Consider the following 14643-nt stretch of genomic DNA (forward strand, 5'->3'; position numbering starts at 1 on the left):
GTGCAAAATCCTTAGCGAACCAGCATCTGCTTATGAGTATGTATCGACATCAGAATGCCAAATCCTGCCATCAGCGTCACGATCGATGTACCGCCATAACTCACCATCGGCAGCGGCACTCCGACCACCGGCAGTATTCCACTGACCATACCGATATTGACGAATACGTATACGAAAAAGGTCAAGGTGATACTGCCGGCGAGCAACCGGGAGAAACTGTCTCCCGCCTGCACCGCAATCACCAGACCGCGCCCGATGATCAGTAGATACAAAGACAAGAGTACGATCACTCCGGTCATACCCAGTTCCTCTCCGATCACCGCAATGATGAAATCGGTATGGGATTCGGGCAGAAAATCGAGCTGGGATTGGGTGCCGTGCAGCCATCCCTTACCGGACAGACCGCCGGAGCCGATCGCCGTCTTCGACTGGATAATGTTCCAGCCAGAACCCAGCGGGTCGCTCTCGGGATCAAGAAAAGTAAGTACTCGCTGACGCTGATACTCTTTCATCACCATCCACAGGCCCGGTAAAGCAGCGGCGGCCAACCCCAAAGCCAGGAAGATCCAGCGCCAGTAGACACCGGAGAAAAGGATAACGAACACGCCGGATGCGGCGATCAACAGTGAGGTCCCCAGGTCGGGCTGCTTCATGATCAGCACCGTCGGCACACCGATCAGCGCCAACGCGCCAAACAGACGCATCATCGTCGGCGGTAGGCTTTGTCGTGCCAGGAAACCCGCGACAACAATCGGCAGCACCAGCTTCATGATCTCCGCGGGCTGAAAGCGGAATCCGGCCACTTCGATCCAGCGCTGGGCGCCCTTGGCGCCCACCCCGAACAGCAGCACGCCAACCAACAGCGCCACCCCGGCCACATAGGCCCAGCTGCCCAAGCGTTCAAAGGTTCTTGGTCGCAACTGCGCCAGCACAAACATGACGAAGAAACCGGCGGCCATACGCACCGCCTGGCGCTCCACATAACCCAGGTCGCGTTCAGATGCGCTGTACAAAACAAACAGGCCGAAGCCGCATAGCGCCAGCAGCATAAGTAGCAGCCAGGCATCCAGATGGGTGTAGCTCCAGAGCCCCGTGGGACGACTCAGGTGCGCCGAGCTGTCGGAGAGCGTGCGCTGGAAATCGCGCTGAGTCATTCATCCACCTTCAGATCATTGACGTAATCATCGGTAAGCCATGCGTCGAGCACCTCGCGGGCAATAGGTGCTGCGGTGCTGGAGCCACCGCCGCCGTTCTCAACCACTACCGCAACGGCGATTTTCGGATCTTCAACCGGTGCAAAGGCGACAAACAGCGCGTGGTCCAGATGCCGCTCGGCCAGTTCGTCCGGGTTGTACCGGGCATCCTGTGCGATCCCTACCACCTGGGCGGTACCGGTCTTACCCGCCATGGTGTATTCAGCACCGGCGGCCGCGCGGCGCGCCGTACCGTAACTGCTGTGCATAACATCGACCATGCCCTGAATCACCGGTTCCCAAAATTCCGGGTGGTTCAGTTTCACATCCGCCGGCAGCGGGTTCTCGCCCTCCACCTCAGGCATGCTCGTTGTACCGTCGCTGTTGAGCACACCACGAATGGTATGCGGCCGAACCCATTTACCCTTGTTCGCGAGCACCGCTGTCGCGGTGGCCAGTTGCAGAGGCGTCGCCAGCATAAAGCCCTGACCGATACTCAGATTAAGCGAGTCACCGGGGTACCAGGGCTGATTGTAACGCCCGCGTTTCCAGTCTTTGGTGGGCAGCAGGGCATCGTCGGCTTCTGGCAGATCGAGGCTGGTGACTTCGCCAAAGCCGAAACGGCCCAGATAATCGGACATGTTATCGATACCGGTCTTATAGCCAGCATCGTAAAACCAGACGTCACAGGACTGCGCCAGCGCCAGGTTCAGGTCCACCTTGCCGTGGCCCCAGCGTTTCCAGTCGCGATATTTACGCCCGCCCTTGGTGAGCTGATAAAAGCCGGGATCCCAAACGGTATGATCGATGGGCACCGAATCGCTATCGAGGGCTGCCAGAGCCGTGAACGGCTTCAGCGTCGAGCCCGGCGGATAGCGACCACGAATCGCCCGGTTATAGAGCGGCAGATCCTTGGAGTCGCGCAGCTCCCCGTAGTCTTTGCTGGAGATACCGGTGACAAAGAGATTGGGGTCGTAGGCGGGCTCGCTGACCAGCGCGAGAATTTCACCATTATGCGGATCGATAGCGACGATGGAGGCACGCCGTCCTTCGATCAGCTCTTCGGAAAACTGCTGCAGTTTGAGATCGAGGCTCAGCTGAATATTTTTCCCCGGCACAGGGTCCTGGCTCTCCAATACCCTGAGGACACGGCCACGGGCGTTGGTTTCCACCTTCTGAAAACCCACCTGCCCATGCAGCAATGGTTCATAGAAACGCTCTATCCCCAGCTTGCCGATATAGTGGGTAGCGGCGTAATTTTCCGGATCCAGCCGCTGCAGTTCGCGCTCATTGATACGCCCTACATAACCCAGCGCATGGACGAGAGAATCACCGTAGGGGTAATAACGTACCAGATCCGCCTCAACCTGAACGCCCGGCAGGCGCTGATAGTTGACCGAGATCTCTGCGATCTCTTTTTCGGTGAGGCTGAACTTCAGAGGCACGGAGGTAAACGGGCGACGGCGCTGTTTGAGGCGACGCTCGAAACGCTCAATATCACTTGGTTCCAGGTCCACGATCTGACCGATACGGGCGATGGTGGCATCCATATCTTCCACTTCCTCTTTCAGCAGGGTCAAGCTGAAATCGGGGCGGTTATCGGCCAGTAGCGTGCCATTGCGGTCATAGATCAGACCACGCCGAGGCGCCACGGGCTGTAACTGGACACGGTTTTTCTCGGAGATCGCCGCGTAGCGGTCGTGCTCTATTACCTGCAGGAAATAGATACGCGATACCAGCGCGCCCATCATCAGGATCACAATCACCATCGCGATTACAGCGCGACTGGCGAAGGTTCTGCCCTCCTGTGAGTAGTCTTTAAGTCGCTCCACAGCAGCCATCGGGTTCGTTATTTGTGGTAGGGGTGACCCTGTAACAGAGTCCAGGCGCGGTACAATTGTTCCGCGAGCATGATACGTACCAGCGGATGGGGCAGAGTCAGTTTCGACAGGGACCATTTCTGATCGGCGCAAGCGACGCAACGCGGGTCGAGCCCATCGGGTCCGCCCACCAGCAGAGAGATGTTCTGCCCGGACATACGCCAGTCTTCGGCCTGCTCGGCCAACTGCTCGGTAGACCAGCTGCGACCGTCCACGGTCAACGCGATCACCCGGTCACCCTTGGGGATGGCCGCCAACATGGCATCACCTTCGCTGCGGATTGCCCGCGCGATATCAGCGCCCTTGCCACGGTGCCCAAGTTGAAGCTCGGTCAGTTCCAGACGGAAATCGCCCGGCAGGCGGCGTGCGTACTCATCGTAACCTTCGCTCACCCAGCCGGGCATTTTGCCACCAACGGCGATCAGTTTAATCCGCATCGATCAATCGTTGTCCGCAGCAGCATCGCCTTCGTCGAAGGACCAGAGCCGTTCGATATCATAGAAGCTGCGTGCATCCGGCATCATGACATGGACCACCACGTCACCGAGATCGACCAATACCCAGTCGCCGACACCCTGACCTTCAACACCGACGGGCAGTATGCCCTGCTCTTTCACTTTATCGATCACTTCCTGGGCTACGGACATCACGTGCCGTTTGGAAGTACCGCTGGCCACTACCATGTAATCGGTAACGCTGGATTTACCGGTGACGTTAAGAGTTGCCACATCACGGGCTTTCATATCCTCGAGCGCGCTGTGCACCAGGTTGATCAACTGATCGGTCTGCATCGGGTTTTCAGTACCTTTGTTTGCGTCCATTAAAGACGGTTAAAGCCGTAAAGCCTGTTAGTTTGAATATAGTCCCATACGCTGTCTGGCATGAGATAACGCGGTGAATGCCCCTGACCGACAAGCTGGCGAATCTGGGTCGCCGAAATGCCCAGCGGGGTGAGTTCATGAATCAGCACCTTGCCCGCAGGCAGGCTAAGCAGTTCATCTTTCGCCGCGGCCGCATGGCGATCGGTAAACTCACGCAGGGTCGGCTCCAGATCCAGCTCATAACCGGGCCGGGTAACGACCAGGATATGGCAGAGATCGATAAAGCGTTCCCAGTGATGCCAGCGCGCCAGGGTCAGATAGGCATCAACTCCCATCACCATACAGATCGGCCGCTGCGGACCAAGCTCCTGGCGCAGCGACTCCAAAGTCAGCAGGGAGTACGAGGGTTTGTCCGAGCGTATTTCACGGGCATCCGCCGTCAGGCTGGGCTCATCGGCCACCGCCAGCTCCACCATCGCCAGGCGTTGCTCCGAGGTGCAGCCAGGCTCGTCACGATGCACCGGCATCTTCGACGGAATCAGACAGACCTCGGGAATATCCAGCCACTGCTGAATTTCAAGTGCCGTGCGCAGATGGCCGTTATGGACCGGATCGAAGGTCCCGCCCATAAATACGAACGGCGCACCTGTAGACTTGGCTTCAGACATCAATCACTGCCGGATCTGTCCGTCACCGAGCACCACATACTTCTGTGATGTCAGACCTTCCAGCCCAACCGGGCCGCGGGCGTGAATCTTGTCGGTGGAGATACCGATCTCGGCGCCCAGGCCGTATTCGAAGCCATCGGCAAAACGGGTCGAGGCGTTCACCATCACCGAGCTGGAATCCACCTCACGCAGGAACGCCCGCGCTTTGGTGTAGTTTTCGGTAATGATCGCGTCAGTGTGGTGTGAGCCCCAGCGGTTGATGTGCTCAATCGCCTCGGCCATGTTATCCACAACCTTGACCGCGAGAATCGGTGCCAGGTATTCGGTGGCCCAGTCTTCTTCGCTGGCTGCGTTCACCTGCGGCAGCAGCGCGCGGGTGGCAGCGCAGCCACGCAGTTCGACACCCAGCTCAGCATAGTGCTCGGCCAGTTCCGGCAGCATCTCAGCCGCAACAGCACGGTTCACCAGCAGGGTTTCCATGGTGTTGCAGGTGCCGTAGCGGTGAGTCTTGGCGTTAATGGCGATGTTGATCGCCTTACTCTTGTCCGCTTCATCGTCGATATAGACGTGGCAGATGCCGTCCAGATGTTTGATCACCGGTACCCGGGCATCATTGGAGATGCGCTCGATCAACCCCTTGCCGCCACGGGGTACGATAACGTCCACATATTCCGGCATGGTGATCAGCTCGCCAACAGCGGCACGATCAGTGGTCTCAACCACCTGCACCGCTTCCGCCGGCAGACCTGCTTCGGTGAGCCCCTGGCTGACACAAGCAGCGATCGCATGGTTCGAGTGGATAGCCTCGGAGCCGCCACGCAGAATGGTGGCGTTACCGGATTTCAGACACAGGCTCGCCGCCTCTACCGTCACATTCGGACGCGACTCGTAGATGATGCCGATAACACCCAGCGGCACTCGCATCTTACCGATCTGAATACCGGACGGACGGTAGTTCATATCGGTGATGCCACCAATCGGATCCGGCAGCGAGGCGACCTGACGCAGGCCCTCGATCATGGTGTCGATACGCGCTGGAGTCAGCTCCAGGCGATCGAGCATCGCCGCATCCAGGCCATTAGCGCGGCCGTTTTCCAGATCTTTCTGGTTGGCAGCGACCAGTTCTTCACGACTTGCATCCAGCACTCGAGCCATCGCTTCGAGTGCTGCATTCTTCGAACCGGTATCGGCACGGGCCATCAGACGCGAGGCCGCGCGTGCTTTCTGTCCCAGTTCGGACATGTATTCTGCTACGTTCATCCCACAGTGTTCCGGGTTGGTGCATTGAATCGAACATTATACAGCGATTCAGGGGCCGCTTGACACATCCGACTGCGCCTTTCCGGACTGTGACTGGCGCACACTAGCTGCTATTATCCGGCGAATCATTCCATTCCGGCTACCGATCTGACCCGAGAGTAGATGGATCTCCCCACACCCAGCGCAAAGCAAGGACTTTTCAAAAGGCTACTACCGGTAGCCGGCGTACTCTTGCTGTGTCTGCTGATCAGCTCGGGAGTGCTCTATTACGGTGCCAAGAACAGCGCCGAGCAGGAAGCCCGCCACTACGGTCAGAGCCTGGGCCGCGCCACGGCGATCCTGATCCAGCCACTGCTGCTGGCCGACGATCGCATCAGCCTCAATTACGTCTTTAATGAACTGAATAAACAGCCGCAACTGAACGGACTGCACCTGATCGACAGTACCGCCCTGCCCGTCGCCGTGGCCGGCAGCCAGACCGGTATGCGCCAAACACTGGAACTGAGCCGTGGCAACGAACGCCTGGGTGAACTCACCCTGTGGATAAACCCCACATACAGCTGGTCAGTGCTAAAAAATCAGCTGCTTGAAGCCGGCGCACTGGCGCTGGGGTCCATTCTGCTGACGCTGCTGACCCTCTGGTTCGTCCTCAAACGCAGTGTTACCGGCGCCGAACCTGAAGCGACCGACTTCCGTACGCTGGCCACCGATATAGCACCCAACTTCGGTGACGCGCCCCTGGATCAGAAGGAGACGCCTCCGCCAACGCTGAACAGCACTCAGCAGGTTCAGGTCAGCGAAGAAGAGTACGCGTTCGATGATATCCCCGGCGACGCGCTCGACGATGAGCCGGATGATCTGGATGACGCACCGATAAGCTTCGATACCGATGCACCTGTTCTTGATAAACAGCCGGCCGAAGCGCTGATGGCAGGCCAGCCTGGGGCTGATTTCGAGCCTCAACTGGCATCCTGGCTCAAGCCTGCCGAGAACCAGGCACCTGGAGAAACCGCGCCCCGAGCGACGGAAAACGCAGCGCAACAAAGCGCTGATGAGCCGGAAGCCGGTCGTGACGATAATCGCGAACTGGTGGAGCTGCTGCGTCCATCCCGCGGGCGTCAGGGAATGCCGCCGTTCACGCCTCAGGATCACCGCGACGAAGAGAGCGATGAGGCGATCGCACCGGATATCGACGATGATCAGGTGGAGTTTGACGATTCCGCGGCAGAACAACAGCCCAAGTCACGTTTCTCCGTGGTTCAGCCTCTGGGCCGGGAAGAGGAGCAACTGGGGCTCTATACCCTGGAGCATGAACTGGAACTGATGCTCCAGGCCAAGGACGCCGGCTACCTGTTCCTCATCGATGCTACCAGCTCCCGCTCGGAGAATATTAGCGAGGAGGAGCGCCAGCAGCTGTTGCGGCCGTATCGCACCCTGGCCAACTCCGTAGCGCACATCTATAGCGGTCGAGTGGAAGCGGGCAAGGACGGCGACCTGCAGCTGTTCTTCGATCAGCCCGAGGAAGATGACAGCCACGGCATCAACGCGCTCTGCAGCGCCATGCTGTTCAGCTATCTATACCGCCATTACAACCAGCACCGGATTCGTCAGTTCAAGCCGGTGATCAACCTGCACCTGGCGCTGGTGCGGGGCAAGTATGACCGCCTCGACCGCCTGCAGGAGGAAGCCCACTTCCTCACCCGCACCACCGAGAGCAATGAACTGATCAGCCACACGGCACTGACCGAAGCCAACGACCTGAAGGGAACACTGCTGGAAGGCGCCGATATCCGCCGAGAGGATGAAGATAAGGTGCTGATTCTTAAGATCGCCAAGTCCTATCAGGACCTGCTCGAGAAGCAGGCGCGTCACCTGCTGGCCAAGCTGCAGAGCCGCGAGCAGGAGCAGGCACAGACGCGGGATTAAACGCCGTGCGTTGAAAGGACCTCATGCCGGGTCCGATCAGCTCGGGGCGCACCTTCTAAGGCACGCCCCGCTGGAATTTTACTCCTCGGGCTTACCGGCCGAGATCACATCCATACCATCAACACGCTGGAATCCGCGCGGCAGTTTGCTGCCCCGACGGCCACGCTCACCGCGGTAATGTTCCAGATCTGAGCCCTTGAGCTTCAAATGCTGACGGCCGGCGTGAATCACCAGCGTATCCTCCGGCAGGAAGGTCTGGATCGCCACCATCAGCTCTTCACCGCTGGCGGCTGCGCTGGATGGGATGTTGATAATTTTGTTGCCCTTGCCGCGCCCCAGCTGAGGCAACTCAGAGACCGGGAACACCAGTAACCGCCCAGTGGAGCTCACTGCTGCCAGCAGCTCGGTGTCGGGGGCCTGCACATTCACCGGTGCCAGAACCTTGGCCGCTTTCGGCAGCGTCAGCACCGCCTTACCATTCTTGGTTTTGGAGGTCAGATCCTCGATCCGGGTAACAAAGCCATAGCCTGCATCGGAGGCCATCAGCACCTGGTCGGAATCCCGACCAGAGGTCAGACCGTCGATCACCGCGCCCTTGGGCAGCGTCAGCTTGCCAGTAACCGGCTCGCCCTGCCCCCTTGCCGACGGCAGGGTGTGAGTATCCAGCGTATAACTACGGCCGGTGGAATCGACCAGAATCGTGGGCTGGTTCATCCGCCCCGGGCAGGCCAGCTTAAAGCCGTCGCCGGATTTGTAGCTGAGCCCCTCGGCATCGATATCGTGCCCCTTGGCGGCTCGGATCCAGCCCTGTTTGGAAAGTACGATGGTGACAGGGTCTGCGCTGAGCAGATCCTTCTCGCTGAACGCCTGGGCTTCTTCGCGCTCCACCAGCGGTGAACGACGCTCGTCACCAAACTCCTTGGCGGTGGCCTCGATCTCTTCCTTGATCAGCTTGCGCATCAGTTTGTCCGAGCCGAGGGTTTCCTCAAGCTGCTTGCGCTCTTCGCTCAGCTCGTCCTGCTCGCCGCGGATCTTGAACTCTTCCAGACGCGCCAAATGACGCAGTTTCAGGTCGAGGATCGCATCGGCCTGAATATCGGTGAGCCCAAAACGGCGCATCAACTCCTGTTTGGGTTCATCCTCATGGCGGATGATGGCGATCACCTCATCGATATTGAGGTAGGCCACCATCAAGCCTTCAAGGATATGCAGGCGGTCGATCACTTTCTGCAGGCGGTGCTGCAGACGGCGACGTACCACATCGGTCCGCCAGGTCAGCCACTCGGTAAGAATCTGACGTAGATCCTTCACCTGGGGGCGGCCATCGATGCCGATCATGTTCAGGTTAACGCGGTAGCTGCGCTCGAGATCGGTGCTGGCGAACAGGTGCGCCATCAGTTGCTCGGTGTCGATGCGATTGGAGCGCGGCACCACCACCAGTCGGGTGGGGTTCTCGTGGTCCGATTCATCGCGCAGGTCGGAGACCATCGGCAACTTCTTCTGCTGCATCTGCTGGGCGATCTGCTCCAGCACGCGGGCGCCGGAAACCTGATACGGCAGCGCGGTGATGACGATTTCGCCATCTTCCTTGCTGTAAACCGCCCTCGCCTTCACCGAGCCACGGCCGGTGCGGTAAAGCTTCAGCAGCTCTTCACGCGGCGTGATGATCTCGGCATCGGTGGGAAAGTCCGGCGCCGGCACAAATTCGCTAAGCTGCTCCACATCCGCAGACGGGTGCTTAAGCAGATGCACACAGGCTTTGGCTACTTCGCGCAGGTTGTGCGGCGGAATATCGGTGGCCATACCGACCGCGATACCGGTACCGCCGTTAAGCAATACGTTGGGCAGGCGCGCCGGCAGCACTTCCGGCTCGTTCATGGTGCCATCAAAGTTGGGCACCCACTCCACTGTGCCCTGTCCCAGCTCGCTGAGCAGTACTTCGGAATAGCGTGACAACTTGGATTCGGTGTAACGCATGGCCGCGAACGACTTGGGATCATCCTGGGAGCCCCAGTTGCCCTGACCGTCGACCAGTGGATAACGGTAGCTGAACGGCTGCGCCATCAGCACCATCGCCTCATAACAGGCGGAGTCACCGTGGGGATGGAACTTACCCAGTACATCACCGACGGTACGCGCCGACTTTTTGTACTTGGCGGTGGCCTTCAGACCCAGTTCCGACATGGCATAGACGATACGTCGCTGCACCGGCTTCATGCCATCGCCTATATGCGGCAGAGCACGGTCCAGAATGACGTACATTGAATAATCGAGATAAGCCTTCTCGGTAAAGTCACGCAGCGAGAGCTTCTCGGTGCCATTTTCCACAGTGGTCTCTACACTCATTCGGGCTTCCTGTTCACGCGAAACGAAATACCGCCGCAAATAGCGGACGTCGCGAGTATGCCATCTACCCGCCACAGCGTCATCCCGGACACCGCCTATCCTGCGCCACTCAGGTCATTACAAAGCACTGATTCATTAACGCTTTTATAGTGATTAGCGCTAATCTTCAGGAAGAGCACGGAGCTGCTCAGGTTTCCATGGACGCCATGACTACATGATGAGGAGACACAGCATGCCTGTAAGCAACAACCGCCTGCTGCTGGAGCTGGAGAAATACCGCCGCGAAATCAACCGGGAGATCATCAATCCCCAGTTTCCCGAGCTTTCGCTGAACGATCTTAAACCCTTGCTGACCATGGTGGCCCACGCCCGTGCCGCCTATGTGCGCGAACTGCTGGATATCGCCAATGTCAGCAGCACCGGCGTGCCCAGCCCGGACCAGATCAAGCAGCTGAAAACCTGTCGTGAGACCTTCGACGAGCTGGTGACCGCCACCAACGCGCTCGAAACCGTGATCCAGCGTGACTACCTGGATGTAAAATCCAGCTCACCCCACGGAGATTGACCCCATGCTGCAGATGTTGAGAAAACAGCGTCAGCGGCAAACGTCCAGCGCTTTGTTTGTGTTCTGCCTGTCGGCACTGGCGCTGCCAGCCAGTGCCGAAGAGCATGAGTTGGTGGGCAAACTCTGGTCGCCGGAGCAGCAGCGCTTTATCGACTGGCCCGAGTTTTACGCTGAGCTACCGAAAGGCGGCTGGCTGCTGATCGGTGAACAACACGATAACCCGGACCATCACCATTTCCAGGCGGAGCTGATTTCAGCTCTGGGCGAACAACAGCGCCTTGGCGCCGTGGCTCTGGAGATGGCGTCCAGTGACAAACAGCCTAAGTTCGACCGGCTTTTCACTGCGGGCGACGCTCCAACGCCCGAAGCCCTGGACTGGCAGGATGGCTGGCCCTGGCACCTGTACCAGGCACCGGTGGAGGCGGCCTTTAAATGGAGCCAGGGTGTATTAGCGGCGGATATCAACCGCGAGACCATGAGCCAGGTCTACCGCGATAGAGCGCCCGACGGTGAGCTGGAACCCGCCCACGCCGACTTTATGCGCGACCTGCTGTTTGAAAGTCACTGCGGCCAGTTACCCCGCTCCCAACTGGATCCGATGCGCCAGGTACAGCTTGCCCGGGATCAGAGCATCGCCCGCGTATTAAGAAACCATACTGCAGCCGATCGCACCGGCATTCTCCTCACCGGCAGCATCCATGCACGCAAGGACCTGGGCGTACCACGCTGGCTGGACGCTACGCCCTCCGTCACCCTGATATTGCAGGCTGTTGAAGAGGCGCATAGCGACGACCCAAGCAGCTATGAACCCGAAAGCTTTGGCAATCTTGCAACAGTTGACCTGATACTCTTCACCCCTGCCAGGGAAAACCCCGATTACTGTGCGGAGCTGAATCAGTAGAGCAGGAGCCCCCCCCTGCACACTTTCAGGGTTTCCTTGATCTGAATCCAAGGCGTATATTTTGTGCATCGCACAAAATATACGCACCGTTTCGACAGGGACATCAAAGGGGAAGCCAGGTTATGCCGCACAGCATTCTGATCGCGCCCGCCGGACTCGGCAGCGGTCTGACCACCACCGCACTCGGGCTGGTTCACGCTCTCGAGCAACAGGGAATTCGCGTCGGCTTTTTCAAACCGATAGCGCAGACGCGCAACGGCGACAGCACCGACCGCAGTGTGGCGATTTTGCGCTCCAGCAGCGCCTTTGCGATCGCCGATCCGATCCCGATGCGCGAGGCTGAGCACCTAGTCAGCAACGGGCAGCAGGATCAGCTGCTGGAACAGATCATCGAGCGGTTTCAGACCTGCTATAGCGATACGCCGGACGTGGTCGTCATCGAAGGTCTCGTCTCCACCTCGACCCAGCCCTATGCCAACACTCTGAACCGGGAAGTGGCCAAGGCGCTGGATGCGGATGTGGTGCTGGTGGCATCACCGGGGCTGGATTCCGTTGAAGCCACCCAGGACCATATCGATATCGTCGCGCGGCTTTATGGCGGAATCGGCAACCCCAAGGTACTGGGCTGCATTCTTAACAAACTGGATGCGCCGCTGGACCTGGAGGGCAATCCGCGACCCGATCTGGCGATGGATGAAACCCAGACCCGCAGTTTCACCCTGGCCAAGCTGCAAACCGGCGCCAGCCTGTTCAACGAGGGTTTCCGACTGCTCGGCGGTATTCCCTGGGATGCGGCCATGGTGGCTCCTCGCCTCTGCGATATCACCGATTACCTGGGCGCCAGCATCCTTAACGCTGGCGAGATCTCCACCCGCCGCGTCAGCAATATCACGCTCTGCGCGCAGACGTTGAGCAACGCCGCCAGCCGACTGCGCCCGGGCACGCTGATTCTGACGCCCGGGGATCGCGAGGACATTATTCTGGCCGCCTGCCTGGCCGCCGCCAACGGCGTCGAGCTGGCCGGACTGGTTCTGACCGGTGGGTTTCGCCCCTCAGAACAGGTGATGAAACTCTGCAGCAAGGGACTTGAATCCGGCCTGCCACTGGTCTGCGTCGATACGGACAGCTGGCAGACGGTGCTGAATATCCCCCGCTATTCGCTGGAAATTCCGGTAGAGGACAGTGAACGGATCAAGCGAGTCAAAGAGTTTACCGCCGCTCACCTGGACGCCGACTGGCTGGCATCCCTGCGCACCTGCAGCAGCGAGGTTCATCTCTCCCCTGCCGCGTTCCGCTATCAACTGACGCTCCGCGCCCGCGAGGCCAACCGCTGTATTGTTCTGCCTGAGGGTAACGAGCCGCGCACCCTGCGCGCCGCCACCATCTGCGCTCAGCGCGGTATCGCCCGTTCAATTCTGCTGGGAGACCCAGAGGAGATAGAGGAGCTGGCACAGAACCAGGGCATCCATCTACCCGAGGGTGTGCTGGTAGTCGATCCAGAGGTCAAGCGCGAGCACTATGTGCAGCGGCTGATGCAGCTGAGGGCACATAAGGGAATGACCGAGCTGCAGGCCCGGGATGAGCTGCAGGATAACGTCATGCTCGGTACGCTGATGCTGGAAGCCGGCGAGGTGGACGGCCTGGTCAGCGGCGCGGTGCATACCACGGCGAACACCATCCGCCCGCCGCTGCAGCTGATCCGCACTGCGGCTAACACCAGCCTGGTCTCTTCCGTCTTCTTTATGCTGCTGCCGGACCAGGTACTGGTTTACGGTGACTGCGCCATCAATCCCGATCCCAATGCGGAAGAGCTGGCCGATATCGCCATCCAGAGCGCCGACTCTGCTGCCGCATTCGGTATCCCGCCGCGGGTGGCGATGATCAGCTACAGCACCGGCCAGTCCGGTCAGGGTGCCGATGTGGATAAGGTTCGCAAGGCGACAAGCCTGGCGCAGGCCAAGCGTCCCGACCTTCTCATTGACGGACCTTTGCAATATGACGCCGCTATCATGGAGAGCGTGGCCCGCAGCAAAGCCCCGGACAGCCCCGTGGCCGGTCGCGCTACCGTCTTTATCTTCCCCGACCTGAACACCGGCAACACCACTTACAAGGCGGTACAGCGCAGCGCCGATGTCATCAGTATCGGACCTATGCTGCAGGGGATGCGCAAGCCGGTAAACGATCTGTCCCGCGGCGCGCTGGTCGAAGATATTGTTTTCACCATCGCGTTGACGGCGATACAGGCCGCATCTGCCGGCCACTGAGGAAGCTGATTACAAAGTTCAATGGGATCCGGGGTTGAAACAGCAGATACCGGATCCCAATGAATTCATTGGCAGCGGCTATTGGCTGCTGATTAAGGATAGCTATCAACAACCTTGGAATAATCAATTTCTCATATCCAACGGAGAAAACTATTCTAAGTCCTGTCGAAACGCTACTGACAAACCTAAAGGAGATTAGACATGGCTCAGCCAATCAACACCCCGATCAAGCCGTTCACCGCGACTGCATTCAAAAACGGCGAATTCATCGAAGTTTCTGACGCTGACCTGAAAGGCCAGTGGTCCGTATTCTTCTTCTACCCGGCCGACTTCACTTTCGTTTGCCCGACCGAACTGGGCGACGTTGCTGATCACTACGAAGAGCTGCAGAAGCTGGGCGTCGAAGTTTACTCTGTTTCTACCGACACTCACTTCGTACACAAAGCTTGGCACGATGCTTCTGAAACCATCGGCAAGATCAAGTACACCATGATCGGCGATCCGAACTGGACTGTAACCACCAACTTCGACGTACTGCGTGAAGGCCAGGGCCTGGCAGACCGCGCTACCTTCATCGTCGATCCGGAAGGCATCATCCAGGCCGCTGAAGTGACTGCTGAAGGCATCGGCCGTGAAGCTGAAAGCCTGCTGCGCAAGATCAAAGCGGCTCAGTACGTTGCCTCCCACCCGGGTGAAGTTTGCCCGGCTAAGTGGAAAGAAGGCGAAGCGACTCTGGCTCCGTCTCTGGACCTGGTCGGCAAGATCTAAGACCGGTTCCACCGAGGGCTGTGCCGGGGTGTTTAAAAGCACCGGGGCGCA

The 14643-nt window shown here is 59.0% G+C and carries 12 protein-coding genes; 5 read left to right on the forward strand and 7 right to left on the reverse strand.

Features of this window, described 5'->3' with window-relative positions:
* Nucleotides 1-11: 11 nt before the first annotated feature.
* Genes rodA through CLV83_RS14110 form a run of 6 tightly spaced genes read right to left on the reverse strand, consistent with a single transcriptional unit; the run spans nt 12 to nt 5822 of the window.
* The gene (rodA, locus tag CLV83_RS14085; RefSeq protein ID WP_132293552.1) at nt 12-1154 is read right to left on the reverse strand and encodes a rod shape-determining protein RodA; all 1143 of its coding nucleotides are present in this window, start codon (nt 1152-1154) and stop codon (nt 12-14) included.
* Nucleotides 1151-3034 carry a penicillin-binding protein 2 gene (gene mrdA, locus CLV83_RS14090; protein WP_132293555.1) on the reverse strand — a complete coding sequence of 628 codons (1884 nt, stop codon included), beginning with the start codon at nt 3032-3034 and terminating at the stop codon, nt 1151-1153. Before mrdA ends, rodA begins: the two co-directional genes overlap by 4 nt.
* Before the next feature lie 8 nt (nt 3035-3042).
* Nucleotides 3043-3510: a 23S rRNA (pseudouridine(1915)-N(3))-methyltransferase RlmH gene (gene rlmH, locus CLV83_RS14095; RefSeq protein WP_132293558.1), complete on the reverse strand. Its 468-nt coding sequence runs from the start codon at nt 3508-3510 to the stop codon at nt 3043-3045.
* A gap of 3 nt (nt 3511-3513) precedes the next feature.
* Nucleotides 3514-3864: a ribosome silencing factor gene (gene rsfS / locus CLV83_RS14100; RefSeq protein WP_132294367.1), complete on the reverse strand. Its 351-nt coding sequence runs from the start codon at nt 3862-3864 to the stop codon at nt 3514-3516.
* A 29-nt stretch (nt 3865-3893) separates the two neighbouring features.
* On the reverse strand, nt 3894-4562 hold the full coding sequence (nadD, locus tag CLV83_RS14105; protein WP_132293561.1) for a nicotinate-nucleotide adenylyltransferase: 669 nt from the start codon (nt 4560-4562) through the stop codon (nt 3894-3896).
* Between the two features lie 3 nt (nt 4563-4565).
* On the reverse strand, nt 4566-5822 hold the full coding sequence (locus tag CLV83_RS14110; RefSeq protein WP_132293564.1) for a glutamate-5-semialdehyde dehydrogenase: 1257 nt from the start codon (nt 5820-5822) through the stop codon (nt 4566-4568).
* 162 nt (nt 5823-5984) lie between these two features.
* Here CLV83_RS14110 and CLV83_RS14115 point away from each other — a divergent pair, with 162 nt between their 5' ends.
* On the forward strand, nt 5985-7748 hold the full coding sequence (locus tag CLV83_RS14115) for a prolipoprotein diacylglyceryl transferase (RefSeq protein ID WP_132293567.1): 1764 nt from the start codon (nt 5985-5987) through the stop codon (nt 7746-7748).
* Between the two features lie 78 nt (nt 7749-7826).
* Here the strand turns inward: CLV83_RS14115 and parC are convergent, their stop codons facing one another.
* Entirely contained in the window at nt 7827-10094 is a 2268-nt protein-coding gene (gene parC, locus CLV83_RS14120) for a DNA topoisomerase IV subunit A (RefSeq protein WP_132293570.1), read from the reverse strand.
* Nucleotides 10095-10326: 232 nt separating this feature from the next.
* Here parC and CLV83_RS14125 point away from each other — a divergent pair, with 232 nt between their 5' ends.
* The 4 genes from CLV83_RS14125 to ahpC all read left to right on the forward strand — a co-directional run bounded on the left by CLV83_RS14125 (nt 10327) and on the right by ahpC (nt 14592).
* Nucleotides 10327-10659, forward strand: a complete 333-nt coding sequence (locus CLV83_RS14125) for a hypothetical protein (RefSeq protein ID WP_132293573.1) — start codon at nt 10327-10329, stop codon at nt 10657-10659.
* 4 nt (nt 10660-10663) lie between these two features.
* Complete coding sequence (locus CLV83_RS14130; RefSeq protein ID WP_132293576.1) at nt 10664-11560, forward strand: ChaN family lipoprotein; 897 nt, start codon at nt 10664-10666, stop codon at nt 11558-11560.
* A gap of 122 nt (nt 11561-11682) precedes the next feature.
* On the forward strand, nt 11683-13824 hold the full coding sequence (gene pta, locus CLV83_RS14135) for a phosphate acetyltransferase (RefSeq protein ID WP_132293579.1): 2142 nt from the start codon (nt 11683-11685) through the stop codon (nt 13822-13824).
* A gap of 201 nt (nt 13825-14025) precedes the next feature.
* Nucleotides 14026-14592, forward strand: a complete 567-nt coding sequence (gene ahpC, locus CLV83_RS14140; RefSeq protein ID WP_132293582.1) for an alkyl hydroperoxide reductase subunit C — start codon at nt 14026-14028, stop codon at nt 14590-14592.
* Nucleotides 14593-14643 lie beyond the last annotated feature (51 nt).

The organism is Marinobacterium mangrovicola (assembly GCF_004339595.1).
GTDB lineage: Bacteria > Pseudomonadota > Gammaproteobacteria > Pseudomonadales > Balneatricaceae > Marinobacterium_D > Marinobacterium_D mangrovicola.

Coding starts and splice junctions, on each gene's coding strand:
- rodA (WP_132293552.1), bottom strand. CDS start 1,154: ATGACTCAGCGCGATTTCCAGCGCACGCTCTCCGACAGCTCGGCGCAC.
- mrdA (WP_132293555.1), bottom strand. CDS start 3,034: ATGGCTGCTGTGGAGCGACTTAAAGACTACTCACAGGAGGGCAGAACC.
- rlmH (WP_132293558.1), bottom strand. CDS start 3,510: ATGCGGATTAAACTGATCGCCGTTGGTGGCAAAATGCCCGGCTGGGTG.
- rsfS (WP_132294367.1), bottom strand. CDS start 3,864: ATGCAGACCGATCAGTTGATCAACCTGGTGCACAGCGCGCTCGAGGAT.
- nadD (WP_132293561.1), bottom strand. CDS start 4,562: ATGTCTGAAGCCAAGTCTACAGGTGCGCCGTTCGTATTTATGGGCGGG.
- CLV83_RS14110 (WP_132293564.1), bottom strand. CDS start 5,822: ATGAACGTAGCAGAATACATGTCCGAACTGGGACAGAAAGCACGCGCG.
- CLV83_RS14115 (WP_132293567.1), top strand. CDS start 5,985: ATGGATCTCCCCACACCCAGCGCAAAGCAAGGACTTTTCAAAAGGCTA.
- parC (WP_132293570.1), bottom strand. CDS start 10,094: ATGAGTGTAGAGACCACTGTGGAAAATGGCACCGAGAAGCTCTCGCTG.
- CLV83_RS14125 (WP_132293573.1), top strand. CDS start 10,327: ATGCCTGTAAGCAACAACCGCCTGCTGCTGGAGCTGGAGAAATACCGC.
- CLV83_RS14130 (WP_132293576.1), top strand. CDS start 10,664: ATGCTGCAGATGTTGAGAAAACAGCGTCAGCGGCAAACGTCCAGCGCT.
- pta (WP_132293579.1), top strand. CDS start 11,683: ATGCCGCACAGCATTCTGATCGCGCCCGCCGGACTCGGCAGCGGTCTG.
- ahpC (WP_132293582.1), top strand. CDS start 14,026: ATGGCTCAGCCAATCAACACCCCGATCAAGCCGTTCACCGCGACTGCA.